General features: G+C 52.3%; 30 protein-coding genes. 26 read left to right on the top strand and 4 right to left on the bottom strand.

Annotation, left to right across the window (positions count from 1 at the left end; all coding sequences use genetic code 11):
• Nucleotides 1-123: 123 nt before the first annotated feature.
• From BMW84_RS24235 to BMW84_RS24225, 3 genes are all read right to left on the bottom strand, one after another.
• Nucleotides 124-1,260, bottom strand: coding sequence for a site-specific integrase (locus BMW84_RS24235; protein ID WP_091073036.1), 1,137 nt, complete (start codon nucleotides 1,258-1,260; stop codon nucleotides 124-126).
• Nucleotides 1,261-1,366: 106 nt separating this feature from the next.
• Nucleotides 1,367-1,777 (bottom strand): ImmA/IrrE family metallo-endopeptidase, encoded by a 411-nt coding sequence (locus BMW84_RS24230; RefSeq protein WP_091073035.1) that lies wholly within the window; start codon nucleotides 1,775-1,777, stop codon nucleotides 1,367-1,369.
• Between the two features lie 18 nt (nucleotides 1,778-1,795).
• On the bottom strand, nucleotides 1,796-2,179 hold the full coding sequence (locus BMW84_RS24225; RefSeq protein WP_254773135.1) for a helix-turn-helix domain-containing protein: 384 nt from the start codon (nucleotides 2,177-2,179) through the stop codon (nucleotides 1,796-1,798).
• Between the two features lie 94 nt (nucleotides 2,180-2,273).
• Between BMW84_RS24225 and BMW84_RS24220 the strand changes: the two genes are divergently transcribed.
• The 20 genes from BMW84_RS24220 (at nucleotide 2,274) to BMW84_RS24135 (ending at nucleotide 14,884) form a co-directional block, all read left to right on the top strand.
• On the top strand, nucleotides 2,274-2,489 hold the full coding sequence (locus tag BMW84_RS24220; protein ID WP_091073033.1) for a helix-turn-helix domain-containing protein: 216 nt from the start codon (nucleotides 2,274-2,276) through the stop codon (nucleotides 2,487-2,489).
• A gap of 118 nt (nucleotides 2,490-2,607) precedes the next feature.
• On the top strand, nucleotides 2,608-2,781 hold the full coding sequence (locus BMW84_RS24600) for a helix-turn-helix transcriptional regulator (RefSeq protein ID WP_139209685.1): 174 nt from the start codon (nucleotides 2,608-2,610) through the stop codon (nucleotides 2,779-2,781).
• 4 nt (nucleotides 2,782-2,785) lie between these two features.
• Nucleotides 2,786-3,115, top strand: coding sequence for a hypothetical protein (locus tag BMW84_RS24215; RefSeq protein WP_091073032.1), 330 nt, complete (start codon nucleotides 2,786-2,788; stop codon nucleotides 3,113-3,115).
• 19 nt (nucleotides 3,116-3,134) lie between these two features.
• Nucleotides 3,135-3,398: a hypothetical protein gene (locus BMW84_RS24210; RefSeq protein ID WP_091073030.1), complete on the top strand. Its 264-nt coding sequence runs from the start codon at nucleotides 3,135-3,137 to the stop codon at nucleotides 3,396-3,398.
• Nucleotides 3,399-3,472: 74 nt separating this feature from the next.
• A complete protein-coding gene (locus BMW84_RS24205; protein ID WP_091073028.1) occupies nucleotides 3,473-3,727 on the top strand; it encodes an AbrB/MazE/SpoVT family DNA-binding domain-containing protein in 255 nt (84 codons plus the stop codon).
• On the top strand, nucleotides 3,727-3,978 hold the full coding sequence (locus BMW84_RS24200; RefSeq protein ID WP_091073026.1) for a DUF7667 family protein: 252 nt from the start codon (nucleotides 3,727-3,729) through the stop codon (nucleotides 3,976-3,978). Before BMW84_RS24205 ends, BMW84_RS24200 begins: the two co-directional genes overlap by 1 nt.
• A gap of 14 nt (nucleotides 3,979-3,992) precedes the next feature.
• Complete coding sequence (locus BMW84_RS24895) at nucleotides 3,993-4,136, top strand: hypothetical protein (protein ID WP_175499036.1); 144 nt, start codon at nucleotides 3,993-3,995, stop codon at nucleotides 4,134-4,136.
• A gap of 142 nt (nucleotides 4,137-4,278) precedes the next feature.
• Nucleotides 4,279-4,434 carry an FmdB family zinc ribbon protein gene (locus BMW84_RS24890; RefSeq protein ID WP_175499035.1) on the top strand — a complete coding sequence of 52 codons (156 nt, stop codon included), beginning with the start codon at nucleotides 4,279-4,281 and terminating at the stop codon, nucleotides 4,432-4,434.
• Nucleotides 4,431-5,768, top strand: a complete 1,338-nt coding sequence (locus tag BMW84_RS24195; RefSeq protein WP_091073025.1) for an AAA family ATPase — start codon at nucleotides 4,431-4,433, stop codon at nucleotides 5,766-5,768. Before BMW84_RS24890 ends, BMW84_RS24195 begins: the two co-directional genes overlap by 4 nt.
• On the top strand, nucleotides 5,768-6,859 hold the full coding sequence (locus tag BMW84_RS24190; RefSeq protein ID WP_091073023.1) for an ATP-binding protein: 1,092 nt from the start codon (nucleotides 5,768-5,770) through the stop codon (nucleotides 6,857-6,859). The genes BMW84_RS24195 and BMW84_RS24190 overlap by 1 nt, the downstream gene beginning before the upstream one ends.
• Nucleotides 6,860-6,885: 26 nt before the next feature.
• On the top strand, nucleotides 6,886-7,431 hold the full coding sequence (locus tag BMW84_RS24185) for a hypothetical protein (RefSeq protein ID WP_091073021.1): 546 nt from the start codon (nucleotides 6,886-6,888) through the stop codon (nucleotides 7,429-7,431).
• A gap of 9 nt (nucleotides 7,432-7,440) precedes the next feature.
• Nucleotides 7,441-9,021, top strand: coding sequence for a DEAD/DEAH box helicase (locus BMW84_RS24180; protein ID WP_091073037.1), 1,581 nt, complete (start codon nucleotides 7,441-7,443; stop codon nucleotides 9,019-9,021).
• A gap of 6 nt (nucleotides 9,022-9,027) precedes the next feature.
• Nucleotides 9,028-11,301, top strand: coding sequence for an AAA family ATPase (locus BMW84_RS24175; RefSeq protein WP_091073019.1), 2,274 nt, complete (start codon nucleotides 9,028-9,030; stop codon nucleotides 11,299-11,301).
• A 266-nt stretch (nucleotides 11,302-11,567) separates the two neighbouring features.
• Entirely contained in the window at nucleotides 11,568-11,966 is a 399-nt protein-coding gene (locus tag BMW84_RS24165; protein WP_091073015.1) for a RusA family crossover junction endodeoxyribonuclease, read from the top strand.
• Nucleotides 11,967-11,969: 3 nt separating this feature from the next.
• Nucleotides 11,970-12,179, top strand: a complete 210-nt coding sequence (locus BMW84_RS24160; protein WP_091073014.1) for a hypothetical protein — start codon at nucleotides 11,970-11,972, stop codon at nucleotides 12,177-12,179.
• A gap of 18 nt (nucleotides 12,180-12,197) precedes the next feature.
• Nucleotides 12,198-12,452, top strand: a complete 255-nt coding sequence (locus BMW84_RS25225; protein ID WP_139209684.1) for a LexA family protein — start codon at nucleotides 12,198-12,200, stop codon at nucleotides 12,450-12,452.
• A gap of 41 nt (nucleotides 12,453-12,493) precedes the next feature.
• Complete coding sequence (locus tag BMW84_RS24150) at nucleotides 12,494-12,715, top strand: hypothetical protein (protein WP_139209683.1); 222 nt, start codon at nucleotides 12,494-12,496, stop codon at nucleotides 12,713-12,715.
• Nucleotides 12,715-13,683 carry a zinc-finger domain-containing protein gene (locus BMW84_RS24145; RefSeq protein ID WP_091073009.1) on the top strand — a complete coding sequence of 323 codons (969 nt, stop codon included), beginning with the start codon at nucleotides 12,715-12,717 and terminating at the stop codon, nucleotides 13,681-13,683. Before BMW84_RS24150 ends, BMW84_RS24145 begins: the two co-directional genes overlap by 1 nt.
• Before the next feature lie 14 nt (nucleotides 13,684-13,697).
• On the top strand, nucleotides 13,698-14,150 hold the full coding sequence (locus tag BMW84_RS24140; protein WP_175499031.1) for a sigma factor-like helix-turn-helix DNA-binding protein: 453 nt from the start codon (nucleotides 13,698-13,700) through the stop codon (nucleotides 14,148-14,150).
• Between the two features lie 161 nt (nucleotides 14,151-14,311).
• Nucleotides 14,312-14,884 carry a hypothetical protein gene (locus BMW84_RS24135; RefSeq protein ID WP_091073006.1) on the top strand — a complete coding sequence of 191 codons (573 nt, stop codon included), beginning with the start codon at nucleotides 14,312-14,314 and terminating at the stop codon, nucleotides 14,882-14,884.
• Nucleotides 14,885-14,923: 39 nt separating this feature from the next.
• Here the strand turns inward: BMW84_RS24135 and BMW84_RS24130 are convergent, their stop codons facing one another.
• Nucleotides 14,924-15,481, bottom strand: coding sequence for a hypothetical protein (locus BMW84_RS24130; protein ID WP_091073004.1), 558 nt, complete (start codon nucleotides 15,479-15,481; stop codon nucleotides 14,924-14,926).
• Between the two features lie 111 nt (nucleotides 15,482-15,592).
• Here BMW84_RS24130 and BMW84_RS24125 point away from each other — a divergent pair, with 111 nt between their 5' ends.
• The 6 genes from BMW84_RS24125 (at nucleotide 15,593) to BMW84_RS24100 (ending at nucleotide 21,825) form a co-directional block, all read left to right on the top strand.
• Entirely contained in the window at nucleotides 15,593-16,087 is a 495-nt protein-coding gene (locus BMW84_RS24125) for a helix-turn-helix domain-containing protein (RefSeq protein ID WP_091073002.1), read from the top strand.
• Nucleotides 16,080-17,471 carry a phage terminase large subunit gene (gene terL / locus BMW84_RS24120; protein ID WP_091073001.1) on the top strand — a complete coding sequence of 464 codons (1,392 nt, stop codon included), beginning with the start codon at nucleotides 16,080-16,082 and terminating at the stop codon, nucleotides 17,469-17,471. The genes BMW84_RS24125 and terL overlap by 8 nt, the downstream gene beginning before the upstream one ends.
• Nucleotides 17,472-17,475: 4 nt before the next feature.
• On the top strand, nucleotides 17,476-18,975 hold the full coding sequence (locus BMW84_RS24115; RefSeq protein WP_091072999.1) for a capsid protein: 1,500 nt from the start codon (nucleotides 17,476-17,478) through the stop codon (nucleotides 18,973-18,975).
• Nucleotides 18,972-20,828: a phage minor capsid protein gene (locus BMW84_RS24110; protein ID WP_091072997.1), complete on the top strand. Its 1,857-nt coding sequence runs from the start codon at nucleotides 18,972-18,974 to the stop codon at nucleotides 20,826-20,828. The genes BMW84_RS24115 and BMW84_RS24110 overlap by 4 nt, the downstream gene beginning before the upstream one ends.
• 11 nt (nucleotides 20,829-20,839) lie before the next feature.
• Complete coding sequence (locus BMW84_RS24105; RefSeq protein ID WP_091072996.1) at nucleotides 20,840-21,049, top strand: hypothetical protein; 210 nt, start codon at nucleotides 20,840-20,842, stop codon at nucleotides 21,047-21,049.
• A 143-nt stretch (nucleotides 21,050-21,192) separates the two neighbouring features.
• The gene (locus BMW84_RS24100) at nucleotides 21,193-21,825 is read left to right on the top strand and encodes a phage scaffolding protein (protein ID WP_091072994.1); all 633 of its coding nucleotides are present in this window, start codon (nucleotides 21,193-21,195) and stop codon (nucleotides 21,823-21,825) included.
• The last annotated feature ends 6 nt before the right edge of the window (nucleotides 21,826-21,831 follow it).

The raw sequence follows: 21,831 nt of genomic DNA, 5'->3' as shown, positions 1-21,831 counted from the left end.
ACTCGTAATGCGTAGGCCGGGGGTTCAATTCCCTTCACCAGCATCCTTAAAACACGATAGTGGCGCGGTTCTCCGGTGGTGCGGAGGTCGCGTCTTTTTTTTCTGCAAACGGACTGCAAACCTTTAGTCTGTTGAAGTGTCGTTTTTTCCAAGAATTGACCCTCCTAACGTGAGCAATGCGGCCTCTTGAAGACCAGGCAGTACATGCGAATAGGTATCGAGAGTAATCTGGATTGAAGAATGCCCAAGCCTCTCCTGAACAATTTTCGGATGCACTCCCCGTTTCAGCAGGATTGTCGCGTGAGTGTGACGCAGATCATGAAAACGAATGCGGGGTAAATCAAGGCTATTCAATATAGCATAATAGGCTCTGGCGAGATTTCGCGGGTTAACCGGTGTTCCGATATGGGTTTGTACGACGAGACCATGATCGAAGTAGTGGTCGTCCTGTTTTTCTTTCTCTACGATCTGATCTTCAAAATGAAAGGTCAAGGCCTCAACAGTATCCAGAAACAGAGCAATAGACCGCTCTCCGCTTGACGTTTTAGGCTCATGAAAGTCATGGCCTTTTTCAGCTTTTGTGAAAGCTTGCCGGACCGAAATAGTTTTTCTCTCTAAGTCCACGTCGCGCCAACGTAAGCCGAGGATTTCTCCGACGCGCATACCTGTTGATGCAGCGAGTTCAAAAGCAATATAGAATCGGTTATGTTTCGCTGCTTCTAAAAATGTACCTAGTTGATCCTCGTCCCAAACTTCGAATTTCACCTTCTTCACCCGTGGTGGTGTGACGGCAACGGCTACGTTTCGAGCGACGATGCCCCAACCCATGCCTTCGTCGAGGGCGGCCTTCACAAGACCATGCAGTTTCTTGATGGAGTTGGCAGATATAATGGGCAGCAACTTTTGATTATACAGATTGTTGAGGTGGATCGGCTTCAGTTTAGAAAGCTGGATTTTGCCGAGATGGGGAATCAAGTGTGTGTTGACCAACCAGGAGTAAGACTTCCACGAACCAGGGCGGACCTGATTCTTTTTATTAAGCAGCCAATTCTCCATAAATTCTCCGAACGATTCACCGGTATCTTCTACATAGGTACCGTCATTCAGATCTTTAATCGTGGCGATCATTGCGCGCTCTGCCTCTTCCTTCTTTTCATAGCCGCTGAACCACTTTTGCGTCCGCTCACCTGTAAGTTCATTGCGTCCGACATCAAGCACAAAGCACCACTTGTTCCCTCGTTTTCTTACATGGCCTCTCATGATTAGCCTCCTCATGGTTTATATTGGTTTTTTAGCACTTTTACAGAACGTATGTTCGGTTTAGTGGCGTATTTAAACAGCCTTTCGGCTGGAAAGCGCAAAGGTACTAACTAAAGTATTTATGTAGTTCGGTCGGAACCGAGCACCGGAGAAGAAACTGTTCTTGTGTCTCTCCAGTATCCGGCTCTGATAAAGCAGTGAGTAACTTTACAGCAAACCTATTGGCCTGTGTTTCAAACTTGCCGGCATTAAAGAAAGACTGCTCGTCCAGAAAGAAACGATTAATACCTTTATGCAGAAGGGCATGACCCAATTCATGAGCGCATACGAATCGTTCCCAATATTCGTCGATATCCTCATGAAGGATGATATATTTACGCCACAGTTTTTTGATGTAGATACCTCGAGTGCCTCGGCCTAAATCTTTATACCATACCTTAATATTAAGAAGTTCAGAGATTTCGAACGGATCGTTGGTCCCGTATTTTCGTACAAGACCGTTAACTGTCTGTTGCAAGTAAATACACCGCCCTGATTAGTCATCGATGGGTTTTCGCTTATTCTTTTTCTTCGCATCCCAAAAGACGGCTTCAGCAACACGAAGAATCTTCTCTCGATCCTCTTTATCCAATGGCATGCCGTCGAACATTAGCTCTCCGTCTTCTTCAAGCATTTTTCGAAAATCACGAATATCCTTCGATTTGGCCCAATTAGGAATGGAAGAAGAATGCCCTAACAATTCGTTTGGATCTACCTCGAAAAAATCTGCGAGTTTGTTCAGCATTTCGGTTCTCGGATTAGCGATATCTTGCTCCCAAGAGTTATAACGAGCTCGTTGGATACCGAGAAGCTCGGCAACCTCATATTGGCTCAGGCCCTTCTTCTCTCTTAATTCCATCAATTTTTTACCGATAGCCAACGTCAACGCCTCCGAAAAATAAATTATCCATCCTCTCTTGACGGATAATTATTTTATCCGTATAATCAAATTACCGAAAGGAGGTAAACCTTGGATGGGAAATAAACGCGAGCGATTTACTCAGCTACGTAAACAAAAAGGGACTCAAGCTAAGGTCGCCGCAGATAACGGGATATCTAATGTCTATTTGCGCATGATTGAGAATGGAACATTCACTCCGGGAAGAGACTTGATGTTCCGCCTCGCAGGTTACTTTGATGAACCTGCTGATTCGCTGTTTCCTGATTACTTTAAGAAGATTGATGTGTAAAAGCGATAATTTAATTATCTGTTTTGATTATAGATAATTAAATTATCTCGGTCAATATTATTTTTTTTATTTGTCAAAATTGGATAATTTAATTATCTAAAGTAGTGGGGTGCTTCTTATGAATGAGGAGTTGATTACAATTCCGCAGATGGCGGATCGGTTGCAGATCAGTCGTCGAAAAGCATACGAGCTGAAGAATAAACCTGGATTTCCATTTTACAATCTGGGTGAACGGCAAATGCGGGTGGCTTGGCATGAAGTGCTCGAATGGATCCATACCCGAAAGGAGTAAGCTCATGGAAGTAAAGGAACAGCTTCAGCAAATCTTTGACCAGCTGACAGCGGTTTTGTCCGAGGAGCTGCTGGCCGGTAACAGCCGCCAGATCACCAAGCTGGCGCTGGCCCGGACGGAGATCCGCGAGACGCTTATCAGCTTGGAGAGGGAGGAGGCATGGCCGAATGTCTACCGATTCCCGCAAGCTCCTGCGGCTGACCTGTTATGGTACCGGCTGCAGCTCCGGCGGAGACGTTGGCAATTGCAAAGTGGCCGGGTAGAAAGTCATCCAGAAGTGTTACCGGCTGCGCTGGATTGGCTGGCCGGGGAGATCGAACAGCTGAAATCATGAGGGGAGGTGAGATGAGCAAATGAGTGAACCCGTAACGAAGCCTATCGGCTGGGGCATGGTCGCTGTGATGATCGATAATCCAGTCATTGGGGGGAAGCAGCTCCATTTGTTTGAAGCAGAAAGCACAATGTCCGGCGTTTACGTTCCGCCGAAGCAGATTAGGATTGACGAGGTTGAGAAACTTCGGGACTTCCTGATCGAGCAGATGCCGCCGGAAGACTTGCTTAATCTGTTGGCCACGGTAGAAAAAGCAATCGGACATGAAAATGACCCGACGGGGTAGGAGCCGTCAGGTCATCGCAATTCAAAAATAATAGTTAAGGTCAGTGTAGCACTGGCCGAGAGGAGAAATCAAGTATGAAGTCTACTGGAATTGTTCGCCGCATCGATGAATTAGGTCGTGTTGTTCTCCCGAAGGAGCTCCGCCGTACCTTGAATATTGATAATCTGGATCCACTCGAAATCTTTGTTAACGGTGAAATGATCGTCCTCCGCAAATACACGCCAGGCTGCGTCTTGTGCGGTAACACGGAGGATTTGAAGCAGCTGTCGGGTAAGCTGATTTGCCGCCCTTGCGCTACCGAGGCCGTCAAACTGCTGGGTACCCGCTGATGCTGGCCATTCATCCTATCCACCGCAGGCTGGCCGAAGTCGTCCATATGAACCTTGACCAGAATGGGAATCTGCTTATTGGCAATGTCGAACTGCAGATGATCCTGAAGCTGCTCCGGGAAAATCATGATTTGGTCTACAAAATGGATGGGCTGAAGGAACTCGCCTTCCTGGCGCATGAAATGTGCGACATGGACTGGCTAATGGACCTGTGCGCACAAATCGAAGCTCTGGAAGCTCAGATGATATGAAAGGGGCGTTCGGCATGCCCAAAGTGATTACGCTGTCCCAGTTCTGCCGCTGTGAAGTCTGCGGCTGCACAAGAGCGGCCAAGCAGATCCGGCGCTGGAATGATCGCAGCGTCTGCACTCAATGCATCGAAGATGTATTGCTTGCGGAATGCCCATAGGTGGCGCCGTGGCTGCAGATCCATACTTCAATGATATTCCGTGGGAATTCATTCTTGATGATAGCGGGAAGGTGATTGGGGAGGTCTATTTGACACTCCCTGCCCCGTCTCCGCGCAGGAAAAAACGTAAGGGGGCGTTACGGTGAAATGGGAAGTTTTTGAATGCGAAGACTGTGGCCGGCAATATGCTCTGAAGCAGAGCCCGGACGATGAAATTACAGAACCGACTTGTCCGGAATGTGGCAGCCCATACAACAAGCCAATCGATGATATTCAACTGGAGGAGGTTCATCCGTGATCAAAATAAATAAGCTGGAAATTGAAAACGTGAAGCGCGTCAAGGCCGTAAAGATCGAACCAAGCAGTGCTGGACTGACGGTCGTCGGCGGCCGGAATGGCCAAGGCAAGACGAGCGTCCTGGATGCCATCGCCTGGGCACTCGGCGGAAATAAGTACCGTCCGTCGCAGGCGGAGCGCGAAGGATCTGCGGTGCCGCCGTACCTGAGCCTGACGCTGTCCAATGGGCTTGTCGTGGAGAGACGCGGCAAGAACAGCGACCTGAAGGTCATCGATCCGAACGGCCAGAAAGGTGGCCAGCAACTCCTGGACAGCTTTGTGGAGGAGTTGGCGATCGACCTTCCTAAATTCCTCAACGCTTCGAACAAAGAGAAGGCGGCCATCCTACTGCGGATCATCGGCGTTGGCCAGCAGCTCCATGAGCTTGAACAGCAGGAGCAGGAGATTTACAACCGTCGGCATGCCATTGGCCAGATCGCTGACCAAAAAGCTAAGTTTGCCAAGGAGCAAATTTACTTTCCGGATGCACCCAAGGAGCCAGTTTCCGCCTCGGAGTTAATCCAGCAACAGCAGGAAATTCTCGCCCGGAACGGTGAGAACCAACGCAAGCGGCAGCGGCTGACGCAGTTTCAAGCGCTGTATACGAGTCAGGGTCAAGAAGTGGAACGGCTGAAGGCGATGCTGGTAGACGCTGAAACAAAGTACGCCCAGACCGGCGCCGATCTGGCTGCGGCACAGAAGGATGCCCTTCAATTGCATGATGAATCGACCTCCGAGCTCGAGGCCAACATCCGGCAGATCGATGAGATCAACCGCAAAGTTCGGGCTAACTTGGACAAGGACAAAGCGGAAACGGATGCCGGAGAATACCGGCAGCAATACGAAGTGCTGACGAACGAGATCAACGAGGTGCGCCAGCAAAAGACGGACCTTCTGTCGAACGCGGATCTGCCGCTGCCGGGATTGTCTGTTGAAAATGGGGAACTGCTTTACCTTGGCCAGCGTTGGGACAATATGAGTGGCGCACAGCAGCTGCAGGTGGCCACTGCCATCGTCCGCCGGCTGAAGCCGGACTGCGGCTTTATCCTGCTCGATAAGTTGGAGCAGATGGATTTGAAGACGCTTCGTGAGTTCGGCGCCTGGCTGGAGCAGGAGGGCCTGCAGGCGATCGCCACCCGCGTCAGCACCGGCGAAGAGTGCAGCATCATCATTGAGGACGGCTACGTCTCGGGCCAGGAGGGTGTAACGCTCCAGTCGCAGCCGGGTGAAATTGATCCGGGGGAGACATGGGCGGCCCCGCCGGCGGCGACAACATGGAAAGCAGGTGAGTTTTGATGTTTGAAGTTACATCAGGTACTGTTCATACAGCGCAAAAGGTCGTGATTTATGGACCGGAGGGAATCGGTAAATCGTCTCTTGCCGCACAATTCCCGAATCCTGTTTTCATCGATACAGAGGGTTCGACTAAGCAACTGAACGTCCAGCGCCTTCCGAAGCCGTCAAGCTGGGAAATGCTTAAGCAACAGGCCCAATGGGTCAAGCAGCAAGGGCCTTCCCGTTTCGGTTCCCTGATTATCGATACCATCGACTGGGCTGAAATGCTTTGCGTTGAAAGTGTATGCGCCGCCCATAACAAGAGCGGCGTCGAAGATTTCGGATACGGTAAAGGTTATATTTTTGTCGCGGAAGAAATCGGGCGTTTCCTTAATTTGCTCGGTGATGTAGTCGAAGCTGGTATTCATGTTGTACTGAGCGCTCATGCTCAGATCATCAAATTCGAGCAGCCCGACGAAATGGGAGCTTACGATCGTTATCAGCTCAAGCTTGGAGCCAAGACCGGGAGCCGAACGGCACCGCTCGTCAAGGAGTGGGCAGACATTGTTCTCTTCATCAATTATAAAACGTTCTCAGTGGCTGCTGACAAAGAAGGTAAGAAGAACAAGGCCCAAGGCGGGACCCGTACCATGTACACCACACATCACCCAGCATGGGATGCAAAAAACCGCCACGGCCTGCCGGACGAATTACCATTGGATTATAGCCGAATTGCTCACATCTTTAACGGAGCAGTTCCTGCTGTGCAGCAGTCTACAGCACCCGTCACTCCGGCACCACAACCACCAGCGCCACCGGTAACTGCAGCGCCAGATACGCAGCATCCGCAGCAATCAACACCAGCGGCTTCGCCGGCCCCAGCTACGTCAGCAGGGATTAGCCCGAGTATTCCGCCGGCGCTGCGGAACTTGATGACACAGCACCAGGTCCGGGAGGACGAAATTCAAATCGTTGTCAGCAAAAAGGGATATTACCCTTACGACACACCAATCGCCAATTACGATCCGGGCTTCGTTACCGGCGTTCTGGTAGCAGCATGGCCATCGGTTTTTGAAATGATTCAACAGACCCGGGACAATGTCCCGTTCTAATACATTCATCTTAGGAGGCAAACAGCATGAACCAGAATACGGAAAGAGAATTGGGCTGGGAAGATACTATCCAGAAGGACGGGGGAGAATTTACCCTTCTGCCGGCTGGAGACTACAATTTCACCATCACTAAATTTGAGCGGGGGCGGTTCGCAGGTAGCGACAAGATGCCGGCCTGCAATGAAGCCAAGCTGGAACTGTCGGTGCATTCCCCGGAGCATGGGGACGTGGTTGTTATCCACAGACTGTTTCTTCATACCAAAACGGAAGGCTTACTCTCCAATTTCTTCGCCGGTATTGGCCAGAAACGTAAAGGTGAGCCCCTGCGGATGAACTGGAATGCTGTCGTCGGCGCCCGCGGCCGCCTGAAGCTGGAGGTCAACAAATTCAAAGGGCGCGACGGCGAGGATAAGACGAACAACCAGGTGAAGAGCTTCTACCCCGCGGATGAGCCTTCGACTACTTCCCAGCCACAGCAGCAATATGGGCAACCGCAAGGCTATCAACATCAAACGCCTTTCCCGACCACTCCGCCGCCTCAAGGTGGCAACTGGTCAAATGGACAGTTTTAGGTGCATGCCATGGAGCTGAGACCCTATCAGCAGGAGGCGCGGGAATCGATTCAGGCGGAATGGGGGCGGGGCGTCCGGCGGACGCTCCTGGTCCTCCCGACTGGCTGCGGCAAGACGATTGTATTTTCCAAGGTGATTGAGGACCGGGTAAGGCTGGGCGAGCGCGTGCTTGTCCTGGCCCACCGTGGCGAACTGCTGGATCAGGCTGCCGACAAACTGGCGAAATCCACCGGGCTCGGCTGTGCGACTGAAAAGGCAGAACAGACATCGATCGGCAGCTGGTTTCGCGTGGTCGTCGGCAGCATTCAAACCATGATGCGGGATAAGCGTCTGCAGCAGTTCGCTGCTGACCACTTTGATACCATTATCATTGACGAGGCTCATCACTGTATTTCGGACAGCTACCAGCGGGTGCTGCAGTATTTTGAGGGAGCTCATGTGCTGGGCGTAACAGCGACGCCGGACCGCGGAGACATGCGAAATCTGGGCAGCTATTTTGAGAGCCTGGCCTACGAGTATACGCTGCCTAAAGCTATCAAGGCAGGCTATCTAAGCCCCATCAAGGCGATGACCATCCCACTGAAGCTGGACCTGTCATCCGTCGGACAGCAGGCCGGTGACTTCAAAAGTAGCGACCTCGGTACTGCGCTGGATCCATACCTTGAATCTATCGCCGACGAAATGTGGAGGGTAGCTAAGGAACGGAAAATCGTCGTTTTCCTGCCGCTGGTTAAGACCAGTCAAAAATTCACGGAGATCCTGAACCGGGTCGGATTCCGGGCGGCGGAGGTTAATGGCGAGTCACAGGACCGGGCGGTAGTGCTGGCGGATTACGATGCCGGCAAATACAATGTCCTCTGCAACAGCATGCTGCTGACGGAAGGCTGGGATTGTCCGAGCGTGGATTGTATCGTCGTGCTGCGGCCGACGAAGGTCCGCAGTTTATATAGCCAGATGGTCGGGCGTGGTACCCGGCTGCATCCTGGAAAAGAGGAGCTGCTGCTGCTGGATTTTCTCTGGCACACGGAGCGGCACGAATTGTGTCACCCTGCGCATCTGATCGCCGAAAGCGAAGAGATCGCACAAGCCATGACCAAGCAGATAGAAGAGGCCGGGATGCCGCTGGACCTGGAAGCTGCTGAGAAGCAGGCAGCAGAGGATGTCATTGCGCAGCGTGAAGAAGCGCTGGCCAAGATGCTTAATGAAATGAAACGCCGCAAACGCGCGCTGGTCGATCCATTGCAATTCGAAATGTCGATTCAAGCAGAGGACCTATCTGGATACGTACCGGCATTTGGCTGGGAGATGGCGCCGCCGTCCGACACACAAGTAGCCAAGCTCGAAAAGCTTGGAATCCTGCCGGACCAAATCGATAATGCCGGCAAGGCTTCGAAGCTACTCGAACGCCTGGATAAGCGTCGGGCAGAAGGACTGACAACGCCCAAGCAAATTCGGCAACTCGAGAACCGCGGATTCGAGCACGTTGGAACATGGCCATTTGAAGCAGCGCGGAAGCTGATCGATCGAATCGCTGCCAACGGATGGCAAACGCCGAGAGACATTAATCCGAAGGAATACAGATGGGAGTAGGACATCATGGAGTACAAGGCGAACCTCATGGCCTTACTGGAACACGTAGACCCGGCATTCCTGAATTACCAGGAATGGGTCAACGTCGGCATGGCCCTGAAATACGAAGGCTACACGGCCAGCGATTGGGACGAATGGAGCCGGCGGGACGGAGGCCGGTACCATCCCGGGGAGTGCTTCAAGAAGTGGACCACCTTCGAGGGATCCGGCAACCCGGTGACCGGCGCGACGATCACGCAGCTCGCCAAGGATAATGGCTGGGTGCCGCGGTCCGCTTACGACCGGGAGGATCACCATGAGCTCGGCTGGGAAGATGAAATAGCCGGCAGCCCCGGAGATTACGTGGTCATCGATCGCAACTGGATCGAAGGCAAGGAGATCCATGAACCGGCCATCTGGAATCCCGTTCAGCAGCTAACAACGTATTTGAGCGCATTATTTGAACCGGCGGAGAACGTCGGCTACGTGACGGAGGCTTGGCAAGACGATGAAGGGAAATGGCTTCCCACGAAGGGGGCTTCCGACCGGACCGCCGGCGAGCTGATTCAGCTCCTGAATCAATGCGGCGGAGACGTCGGATCGGTGCTCGGCGATTACAAGCCTGAGGCAGGCGCATGGATCCGGTTTAATCCACTCGACGGTCGTGGTGTCAAAAACGAGAATGTGACGGAATTCAGATATGCCCTGGTGGAAAGCGACACGATGGACGTCGAAAAGCAGAACGCCATTATGCGGGAGCTGGAGCTGCCGATCGCCGTCATGGTGTACAGCGGCGGCAAGAGCCTGCACGCCATTGTCCGGGTTGAGGCGGCTAATTATGACGAATACCGGAAGCGCGTTGATTATCTGTATGAGGTGTGCAAGCGGAACGGCCTGAACATCGATAAGCAAAACCGAAATCCTTCCCGGTTGTCCCGGATGCCGGGCGTCGAGCGGAAAGGCAAAAAGCAGTTTATCGTGGATACCAACCTCGGCAAGGCAAATTGGGCCGAGTGGCACGAATGGATTGAGGGCGTCAACGACGATCTGCCGGATCCGGAGAGCCTGACGGACTTCTGGGACAACATGCCCGTCCTGGCGCCGCCACTGATCCATGGTGTGCTCCGTCAGGGGCATAAGATGCTGATTGCCGGGCCGTCGAAAGCCGGTAAGAGCTTCGCCTTGATTGAGCTGAGCATCGCGATCGCTGAGGGGATCAAGTGGCTGTCCTGGGTCTGTTCGAAGGGCAAGGTCCTATATGTCAACCTGGAGCTGGACCGGGCGAGCTGCTTGCATCGCTTCAAGGACGTGTACACTGCACTCGGCATGCCGCCGCGGAATATCAGCAATATCGATATCTGGAACCTGCGGGGCAAGTCCGTGCCGATGGATAAGCTGGCGCCGAAGTTGATCCGGCGCGCGGCAAAGAAGAATTATATTGCTGTCATCATCGATCCAATTTACAAGGTCTTGACCGGCGACGAAAACAGCGCCGATCAGATGGCCCACTTTACGAACCAGTTCGACAAGATTGCGACGGAGCTGGGCGCCAGCGTCATCTACTGCCATCACCATTCCAAGGGCGCGCAGGGCGGCAAGAAGTCTATGGACCGGGCCTCGGGATCAGGCGTATTCGCCCGCGATCCGGACGCGCTGATTGACCTCGTGGAGCTGGAGATCACGGAATCGCTCCTGAAGCAGGAAGAGAACAAGGCTATTTGTGCGGTGTACCACCGGTACATGGCCCAGCACAATCCGCAGTATCTAGAACAGTCGGTATCCCAGGACGACCTGCTCAGCGCGAAGCAGATGGAAGATCACGCGCGCCGGGCGATCTACAACACGGAGCAGGCAGCCGCCGCCGAGGAAATCAAGCAGGCGCTGAAGGCCGTCCGCGGCCGGTCCGCCTGGCGTGTGGAAGGCACGCTCCGCGAATACGCCAAGTTTGAACCGGTTAACATGTGGTTCGCGTATCCGGTGCATCGTGTGGATGAGGTCGGCAGCCTGAAGGATATTGAGCCTGAAGGAGAAGCGTCGCCGCCATGGAAGAAGGCGACCGGCAAGCGGAAGGAGAAGGCCGGGCAGCAACGCCGGAGCAAGGCGGAAGAGTTTGAGGACGCCGTGGCTAATTGCAACATGGGCGAACCACCTACAGTCAAAGACCTAACGGAATGGTTTTCGACTACTGGTAAGACGGTTGCAGAGCGAACAATGCGGGACTGGATTGCAAAGTTTGGCTACATGATTGACAAGAACAACGGTAATACCGTTGTGAAAAAGTCCGGCGAAGACCATGAATAATGCCGCCGCTAAAATTCACCGCTCGGCGGCGGACACCTTTAAATTTATGTTAGTCGCCGCACGGCGCATATACGTTTTTATGATTATTGCTTTGCGGCGGATTAACGGCGGGGATTCGGTACGTCATGGTAGACGCCGCCGGGAAGCGGGGACTCTTATATATAAATATATAAGGATAGGGAGTGGCGTGACGCAAGCGCCACTCCCCCTCCCCTACATTTATCTCCGCGCGAAAGACGTGAAGTAAGAATATGGAAGGTGACAACATGCCGACGGAATTTTTTATGCCGATGAAAAAACCGCCCACGATTACGCACCAGCAAAAGCAGGTATCCGTGGTCAACGGTAAACCGGTATTTTACGAGCCTGACGAGCTGAAGGCGGCGCGGGCAAAGTTGATGGCGCACCTCGGGCATTATGTGCCAGTGCAGAAATATACCGGACCTGTCCGGCTGCTGGTAAAGTGGTGCTTCCCGATCAAGGGCAAGCATGAGGACGGGGAGTGGAAGGCGACCAAGCCCGACACGGATAATTTGCAGAAGCTGCTGAAGGATTGCATGACGGACTGCGGCTACTGGCGTGACGACGCCCTGGTGGCTTCCGAGATCGTGGAGAAGTTCTGGGCAAAGCTGCCGGGCATCTATATCCGGATCGAGGAGCTGTAGGCCATGGATTACGGAGCGTTCTTCGCGGATGTCCAGGCGTGGATCAGGCAGGCCAACGAAGCGGCGGCGCGGCACGGCATGCAGAGTGCGGCCTTCTGGGAGTGGGTTGCCGGTTCCACCGCAGCGATCTGCTGGAAATATAACGACCACCGTCTGGCCGTCAAGCAGATGGAGATGCTGGTCGAATGGCTGGAGGAATTTGTAGGTACGTGATCTTACGTGAAAGGGGAAATGACTGTGAAAGCGAGGCTTACCAAAAAGCGGCTTGATACATTGAAGGCCATAGAGGAGTTTACGGCGGCAAATGGATACTCTCCAAGTGTACGGCAATTGGGCTACAAGCTTGGGTTATCGTCGTCCGCAACCGTACAGAAACGGATCGATGTGCTTTGTGAGCTGGGTTATCTGAGCAAAGATCCTAATTCACCGCGGACGCTGCGGGTGTTGCGTGGGACGGAACCTGTGGGAGAGGCGGCGAAATCATGAATGAGACCGACCGACGACGAGCATTCCAATACGTGAAGTCAATGAGTAATGATCGTTTTTGGGCCTGGATGAATGCCATGCACAGTCAGGCTTATTTCAAGGCTGAGCAGCATTATCAGGAGGCTATGGCGATCTGCCTGCAGCCCAAGCAGGCAGCGTTCGTTGCGGCCAAGGCGCGGGAGATCCGCGAGAGTTGGGATGGCATGGGTACAGTAACGATCGATGAGACGGAGGCCGCGGACTGGCTGCCGCGGAAGTCATAATGACTTTGGAACGGGTTGAGGTGGTTCGCAAGATCGATGATCTGCTGGAAACTCACTGTAATAATTGCCAAGCCAAAAGAGAATACAACCGGGAATACGGCGGCAACACCTCTTTCATCACGAAACATTGTTCTAAATGTCCAATCGGTATTCAGCTTGCCGAACTGGGCCAGCAGCTTACCGTGAGGCCGCGACGAGCGATTAAACTAGAAATCGAAATGGAGGAACAAAATATGACCGGACAACGTATGGAAAAAGAAGGGCCGAGCTGTGGACTGACGAAACAGGTATTTATCGAGCAAATCGCCTCTGGAGAAACTGTGGCCAGTGTAGAAAAGGCATGGGGCATGAAGTTCAATACTCTGGCGTTCTGGGTGAAAAAATGGGATCTGAAGGGAATTAATGCTGATAAAGCCCGGGCGTTACTTGAGCCCGGCGGAGATCAGCCGCTGCTTCGTGAGAAGCACACCCTGCCGCAAACGGCTCCTGATGTGTCGCTGCTGGATAAGGCGGAGCGAGAGATCGAGCGCTTAACCGCTGAACTTGAAAATCGACAGGCTGCATTCAAAGAAATGGTTGCCAGCCGAGATTCGGTGGAGCAAGAACTCATGGCGGCATACCAAGAACGTGATGAATTGCAAGAGCGTCTTTCAGAGGCTAAAGGCGCTTTGACAACTGCGCAAATGCAGCGCGGACAGTTTAAAGCAGAGCGTGACGCCCTTGCCATCGAAATCGAACGGCTGACGGCGGAGAATCAGGAGCTGTTGATCGCCCAGAGCGAATGGCGGGATACGGAGGAGGTCCTGCTAGCGCAGATCACAGAGCTGGAGCGGGAGGTGGCGGAGAGCGCACCCGTGACGGCTACCGTACTGGAACCGAGCGAAACGCACCTGCTGGATTCTGCGATCGCCGAGCTGACGCGGGCGCGCCGGATTGTGCAAATTTTATCGACGGAGGGCATTGCCTGAAGGGAGCTGACATCATGGGGGTCACATGGATTGAGGATTTGATCAAGCAATATTCGGCCGAAACGCACGTCCTGGAGCGCTACCGGGCAAGCCTGGATACCAAGTCGCCCGCGGCTGCAGAGGAAGCGGAGACCGTATCCGGCATGCTGGCGGACATGCGGTATGCGCTGACATGGATGCGGCGCGGCCGGCGCCCCGGGAGCCGGCGAGGGATTGAACGGACAGACGTATACCGGCAGCGCGCAGTCTGCGTGCAACTTGCTGGAGTGAAGATGACGGACGCTGAGCGGCTACGGATGGTTGAGGCGCTGCTGGCGCTGAGCGACAGGGAGCGAACGTGTTTTCTGCTTCACATGGCGCAAGGCTTGACGCTGATAGCGATTTCGGATAAGCTGGGAGTGTCAAAGCGGTCTGTTCAGCAGTATATTGATCGGGCTAAGGAAAAGATTTCTTCGGAATTTTTGTGATTTTGACGTACGTACTGTCGTACGTCGTGTCGTACAACCTACAGTGCTATAAGTCTGTCTATCAACGAGTCCTCCATTTTGGAGGGCTTTTTTGTAGACTTTTTTTCTGAAAAATAATAGAATTTCCCTATTGGTAGATATTTGAAGGGACGGATTCTGTTATGGCCTACAGTCTTCTGAGTAAGGAATTTATAGGAGTTCTGATTGGGGCTGCAGCTTCGATTTCCGGAGGTATATTCGCTGCCCGTTACCAAATAAAAAGAATAAAAGAATCAGAGGCTGCAAAACAGGAACTGAAAGTCAAAATTAGTGCTCGAATTATTTATTCTGACATTCATACACTCCTTAAGGCCTTATTGTTTTACCGGAAAAACGATCACAAAATTGTTGGCTTTTATTTTGACTTTTCTGCTGATTACTCCAAACATGTAGATTTATTATACGAGCGCCTTTCAGGTGATGAGATATTTCTTATCCGAAGGATTTATGGTCATTTAGTAAATCTACAGGAAGCTACTCGTACCGCAACGTTGAATTCTACAGAGATTAATCTTCTGGCCAGTCCGATCTACGAAGCAGCTTACAAATTAATATATAGAGACTCGGAGACTTTCGAGAGACAGACACAGGCTTTTTGGGATAGCATTACTGAATCCAATTACAATCAATTAAAAAATGGAATGGATAAGAAGATTGAGAATCTTGTGGATCAACTAGAAGTCCTGAAATCATAGTATTAACATTGAGTCGTCTATGGGCGGCTCTTTTTGCGTCTATCGTCTTCTACTACGACTTCTAGTGCGCTCTTTTACTTTTAGTGCTTCTTCAATAGCAAGTATATGTTTTTCAGTAATGGTCGAAATGAAATGATCAGAAAAGTAATTTAAACCTATTATTAATATGGCAGGAACCAGCATAGCCATTAAAGTCGCGACGATCAAAAAAACATGATCTGAAGATAAAGAATTGGAGAATAGAGCTATTACTGCCAATAAGAGAGAAATGAGAGGCATAATACCTGCTGTTAAAAGCGATAAAAAGCTTTTGTTTGCAATTTCATTTTTTGATTTTAGACGGATGGTTAAAAGAATTTTCTCAAGAATCTTCGGACTAAAACTCTCGTAATATTTCACGGCTAACTGGGAATCGACCGACACTCCATATTGTTGCAAATCTGCATCAAGAAAGAAGCTGTTGTTTTTTTTATAGACTTTATATGGCTTATTAAGATACTTATTAAGCCACTGATATTTCTTGATTTCTCCATAAACCACTGAAGCAACACAAATAATAAGAGCAATAAATAAAAAGAGAATTAGATAGTACAGCATCGTTTAGCCTCGCTTAATAGAATTTTTTGGAGGGATACCAGGATTATATAAATTTACGTGAGGACGAATAACAAGTTTCAGTAAACAAAAATCTGAAAGGAGGCCGCCTGAATGGCAAAAGGAAAATTTCATGAATGGCTAACGCCTGAAGGGCTGCTTCGCCTGGAAGGCTGGGCGCGAGATGGCCTGACCGACGAGCAGATTGCCGGTAATCTCGGGATTGGCGTCCGGACGCTATACGAGTGGAAAGAGCGGTTTCCGCAGATTTCGCAGGCCCTAAAAAGTGGCAAGGAAGTCGTGGATCGAGCCGTCGAGAATGCGCTACTGAAACGGGCGCTTGGATACAAATACGACGAGGTTACCCGCGAGCCGGGTACGATCGAAGACGAGGAGACTGGCGAGCTGAAGAACGCGATGGTCGAAACCAAACGCGTCACCAAAGAAGTCCAGGGCGACACGACGGCGCAGATCTTCTGGCTTAAAAACCGACGCCCGGACGTCTGGCGGGACAAGCAGGACGTCGAGCACAGCGGCAGCGTCGAGGTGAATAATCCATTCGCCGGCTTGACGGTGGATGAGCTGAGGAAGCTGATCGACAGTGGATAAAGCGACGATCATCCGCGGCGCCCGGATTGAGCTGGCCCGCCGGGAGTTTTGGACGTTCTGCCGGACGATGGCGCCGGACTTCTATAAGCCTGATCGGCAGTTTCTGACGGAGCTATGCAACGAAATGCAGGATTTTTACGAGAGCAGCGACGATATCCTGATTATCAACGAGCCGCCGCGGCACGGTAAAAGCCGCACCGCCTCGATGTTTGCCCAGTGGGTTCTCGGCAAGAACCGAAGCGAGAAGGTCATGGCCGGTTCGTATAACGAGACGCTATCAACGACCTTCAGTAAGGCTGTCCGGGATGGGATAAACACGCTGAAGGCTGACAGAGACCGCATCGTGTACAGCGATATCTTTCCTGCCACGCGGATCAAGCGCGGCGATAGCGCCATGAACCTGTGGAGCCTGGAGGGCGGCTATAACAACTACCTGGCGACGTCTCCGACCGGTACGGCCACCGGCTTCGGGGCTACGATCCTCATGATCGATGACCTGATTAAAAATGCCGAGGAAGCCAATAACGCCAACACGTTGGAAAAGCAATGGGACTGGTTTACGAATACGATGCTTTCCCGTTTGGAGGAAGGCGGCAAGATCATTATCATCATGACCCGCTGGGCGACCGGAGACCTTGCTGGCCGGGCACTGGAGCATTTCAAAGCCGAGAAGAAGCGTGTCCGGCATCTGACCATGAAGGCGCTGCAGGACGACGAGACGATGCTCTGCGAGGAGATCCTGAGCAGGGACAGCTACAACATGAAGGTGCGAGCCATGGGCGAGGATATCGCCTCGGCCAACTATCAGCAGATCCCGATCGACATCAAGGGCAAGCTGTATAGCAGCTTCAAGACGTACACGCAGCTGCCGGAGGATGCTCACGGCGAACCACTGTTCACCGGAATCTATTCGTACTGCGACAGCGCCGACGAGGGCGACGATTACCTGTGCAATATCATCTGGGGCGTATACCAAAAAGAAGCGTACGTCCTGGATGTCATATATACCAAGCAACCGATGGAGATCACGGAGCCCGCGACCGCGCAGGCTCTTTTTGCGTTTCGGGTAAATAAGGCTCGGATCGAATCCAACAACGGCGGCCGGGCATTCGCGCGGAATATCAAGCGGATCCTGGAAACGGAGCTGAAGAGCAACCGGACCGACGTGAGCTGGTTTCATCAGAGCAAGAATAAGACGGCCCGCATTGTCAGTAACTCGACCTGGGTCATGCAACACATCTACTTCCCGGTCAACTGGCGGGACCGCTGGCCGGAGTATTACAAGGCCATGACGAGCTATCAGCGGGAAGGCAAAAACGCACATGATGACGCGCCGGACGCCACGACAGGCGTGGCCGAAACGATGTTCCTGTTAGGGGGGTAAACTTATGGGTGTGTGGCAGGGGGTGAAGAATATGATTGCAAGAATGTTAAACATCGTGCCGGCTCAGGAGTCGCAGTTCATAACGATCCGCGAGCCGTACAGTTACGGTGCGTCTGTACTCAGGAATAGGCTTTGGTATCGTGGGGATCCGTCTGAGCTGGACCAGTTTTATCATCAGATGTCCAGTGCAGGCGACACCACAGGCAAGACCCGATTCTGGGCTGCAACCCCATCTCTAGGGATGACTATTCGTAAAATGCATAGCGGACTACCGGCGCTTATGGTCGACCGATTGGCCGATATTGTCGTCGCGGACCTGGATAGTATCAATCTTGATACAGACGAGCGAACAGCCTTATGGGCCGAAATCGCTAATGACAACGATTTTTCGGACCTGCTGCCGGATTCTATCGTGAAGGCGCTGGTAGAGGGCGATGGTGCCTTTAAGCTCTGCTTCGATAAGGATGTCAGCGATTACCCGCTGATTGAATTTATCGCTGGTGACGGGGTCGAGTATAAACGGTTGCGGGGCCGGCTACAAGAAATCATCTTCAGCAGCTGGTACAGTGTCAAAGAAAAGTCGTATCGGCTGATTGAGACTTATGGGCCAGGCTATATCCGTTACCAACTCGTTGATGAAAAAGGCACTCCCGTTCCGCTGACAACCGTTGCGGAGCTGGCGGAGTATCAAGACATTGAATATGACGGAGAATTCTTGTTGGCGGTCCCGCTCCGCATTTTCAAATCCTCGACATGGCCAGGCCGTGGGAAGAGTCTGTTTGATGGGAAAGGAGATAACTTTGACGCTTTGGACGAAGCGGTCAGCCAGTGGTGGGATGCGATCCGGGCAGGCCGAGTCAAAGATTATATTCCGGAAGATATGGTTCCCCGAAATCCTCAAACTGGTGAGTTAATGCAACCAAATTCATTTGATAATAGATTTATCAAACTGCAGACAGTTTTGGCGGAAGATGCTAAAGGACAAATCCAATCTATCCAAGCTCAGATACAATACGAAGCATATTTAGGATCTTATGCGTCAGCTTTGGACATGTGTTTGCAGGGGATTATGTCGCCGGCAACCTTGGGCATCGATCTAAAAAAGACCGATAACGCCGAAGCCCAGCGAGAAAAGGAAAAAGCAACATTATTTACCCGTGGAAAGATCGTAGACCGGCTGAACGAAGTCATCCCGCAGCTGGTAGAGCGGGCGCTGCAGGTGTATGACCTGCTTCATGGACGATCAGCTGGCGAGTATGAAGTCAGCGTAAAGTTCGGAGAGTATGCCAGTCCCTCATTTGATGCTGTCGTGGAGACGGTTGGCAAGGCGCGGACGTTTAAGGTTATGAGCATCGAGCGGGCCATCGAGGAAATGTACGGAGATACGTGGACGAACGATGAAAAGAAAGAAGAAGTTGCCCGGATTAAAGCGGAGGAAGCCGGCATGATATCTGATGAAGAGGGGATCAATCGAGACGCCCCACCGGGCGAGGATGACGCATGAAGCCCTATGACATCACGCAGATCTTCCGGCAGATGGAGATTGACCTGATCGCCAGTATGCAGCGCAATCTCGCCCGTCATGAGGCGGAGGAGGCCCGAGAAGGCTTTGAGTGGGAGCAATGGCAGCGGAGGAAGCTCCAAGCCCTGGCCGCCTATCGAAAGCAAAACCGGTCCGTCGTCGCCGGGTACAGCCCGAAAGTCGACCGAGCGATCAAGGCAATGCTGCGCGGATCCTTCGAGGACGGGGCGCTACAGGTGGACAGTACGATCCGGCGGCTCTGGAACCAGGTCAAGCACCTGTTCAGCCGCGGGGAGCTGACCGTACCGATTACCCACGTGGACGATTCGGACGAGAGTTTCTTCCGAATCAACCAGCACCGGGTGAACGCTCTGATCGATGCTGTTACGTCTGATCTGCGCCAGGGGCGCGCCGCCATGCTGCGGCAAATGGACGACGTGTACCGGCAGACAATCTTCAAGTCGGGGGTCTACCTGAACAGTGGCGCCTTGTCTCTTGGCCAAGCGATCGACATGGCCACCCGCGACTTCCTGGACAAGGGCATCGACTGCATCACATACAAGAACGGCCGCCAGGTCAATATCGCCACGTATGCAGAGATGGCGCTGCGCACCGCGTCGCAGCGAGCAGTATTTGCCGGCGAAGGCGCACGCCGGGAGGAGTGGGGCATCCACACGGTGCTTGTATCTGCGCATAATAACTGTTCGGATCTCTGCCTGCCTTGGCAGGGCAAGCCGTATATCGATGATGTGTATAGTGGCGGCAAGGCAAGCGATTATCCTGGCCTCACGCTGCTCAGTAAAGCGATGGCAAGCGGCCTGTTTCATCCGCACTGCCGGCACAACATGAGCACCTATTTTCCCGGTATCAGCGCACTACCTGACCCGGTAGATGAAAGCAGCGCCCGCGCCAACTACAAGGCCGAGCAGCGGCAGCGGTATATGGAGCGGCAGATCCGCCGGTATAAGCGTCGTGAAATTGGCAGCGTAGATCCTGCCAATCAAGCTGCAGCGGCTGCCAAGGTTCAAGAGTGGCAGGGCGTTCTTCGCAAACACCTTGCTGAGCACGATCAATTGCGTCGAATGAGAAGCCGAGAGAGAGTTCTCCCGGGTGAACGTCCGGAGGCTGTGCAGAACATTAAAAGTGATACCAAACAATTCGAACGGTATCAACGCATTTTAGGTGAACGAGGTCCGGGCTCTATAGAAGACTTCCAACGTATGAAGTATACTAATCTTGAAGGCTGGAAGCAGTTGAAAGGCGACTATCGTAAGCTGAGCGCATATGAACAGGTCATCAAGCTTGAGCCTCAAATCACGAGAGACCTTCAAAGCATTTCTGAGACAACTGGAATGGACTTGGTTGGACTCGATTTCCGACTCAAAAGCAGAGAGTCGTATCTGCGAAAGGTCAACTCGGATAGCAAGAACAGTCGAGACATGGCGATCATCAATGATACGCTGGCAAATACCAATGACGTCATTCGTTACACGTACCAAGCTGAAGGGGACAGTTTGGTGGAGAGATATGAAACGGCTGTAAAATCGATGACGGAAAAAGGGTACACACGCCATAAGCTGAAAAATACATGGGGCGATAAGCGAAATCCGTACAGAGGGGTTAACGCTATCTTCGTGAGTCCAGATGGCCAAAAGTTTGAGCTGCAATTCCATACACCTGAAAGTTTTGCTCTTAAAAATGGCCGGATGCATGAGATTTACGAAGAGTACCGGTTGGATAGCACATCACCGGAGCGCCGGGCTGAGCTGACAAAGGAAATGTTTACTCTATCAGCAGACTTGAAACCGCCGAAGGATATCGACAAGATCAAATAGGAGGTGCGACCATGCCAGAAGATTTTTATTTTGCTTACGGACTTAACGGGAATACGGCATCGCGCCTGTATAGGTATATCGGAGGCAGCTTTGAGCGCTATGATGTCGCTGCGCAGGGATGGCAGCCTGATCCCGAGCAATGCCGTATTTTTATCGGTGAGGATCTGGAATACGAAGAGATCACCGAAGAACAAGCGAATCAAATTCAGATCATCGTGTAATAAGCACTCACGCAAATGCGAGGGTGCTTTTTTCTTGGGCTCCGGTTGAGACTGCGGGAGCCCTATTTGCTCGTTGGCCGGAGCATCACGGCCGCTCCCTTAGCTGGAGAGCAGCTATAAAAATCTATGGAGGCTGATGATAAATGGAATGGTTGAAAGAGCTTTTGAAGGCAGCGGGATTATCGGAGGCGCAAATCGACGCAATGATCGGTGACGTCAACAAGGAGCTGCCGAATCATTTTGTGCCGAAACAGCAATATAACGACGTCGCTGCGGCAAAAAAGCAAGCGGAGAAGGATGTCTCCGATCGGGACAAACAAATTGAAGATTTAAGCAAGACCGCCGGACTGTCGGAGGATCTGAAGAGGCAGATTACACAGCTGCAAACGGACAACAATACCGCCAAAACGCAGTATGAAGAGACCCTGAAGCAGATCAAACTCGACAACGCCATTACCGCGGGCCTTGCCGGCAAAGTCCACAATGAGAAGGTCGTTACCGGGCTGCTTGATAAGACGAAGCTGGTCATGACCGATGACGGCAAGCTCGTAGGACTTGACGAACAGCTGACAGCGCTGAAGGCTTCGGACGCGTACCTTTTCAAGCCAGAAGGAGCGGGTGGCGGCCAGGGCGGTGCAGCTGGCGTGCAGGGTGGACAGGGAGGACAACAAGGCGGCTTCAAATTCGGAGCAGCTGGCGGGCAACAAGGCGGCGCTCCGGCCGGACAGAATATCTCGCTGACCGACGCAGTGGCCGCGCATTACCAATCTAAATAATGAGGA

It is taken from the genome of Paenibacillus sp. NFR01 (assembly GCF_900111565.1).
Taxonomy (GTDB): Bacteria; Bacillota; Bacilli; order Paenibacillales; family Paenibacillaceae; genus Paenibacillus_AQ.
This window is presented reverse-complemented; position numbering and strand designations above follow the sequence as displayed.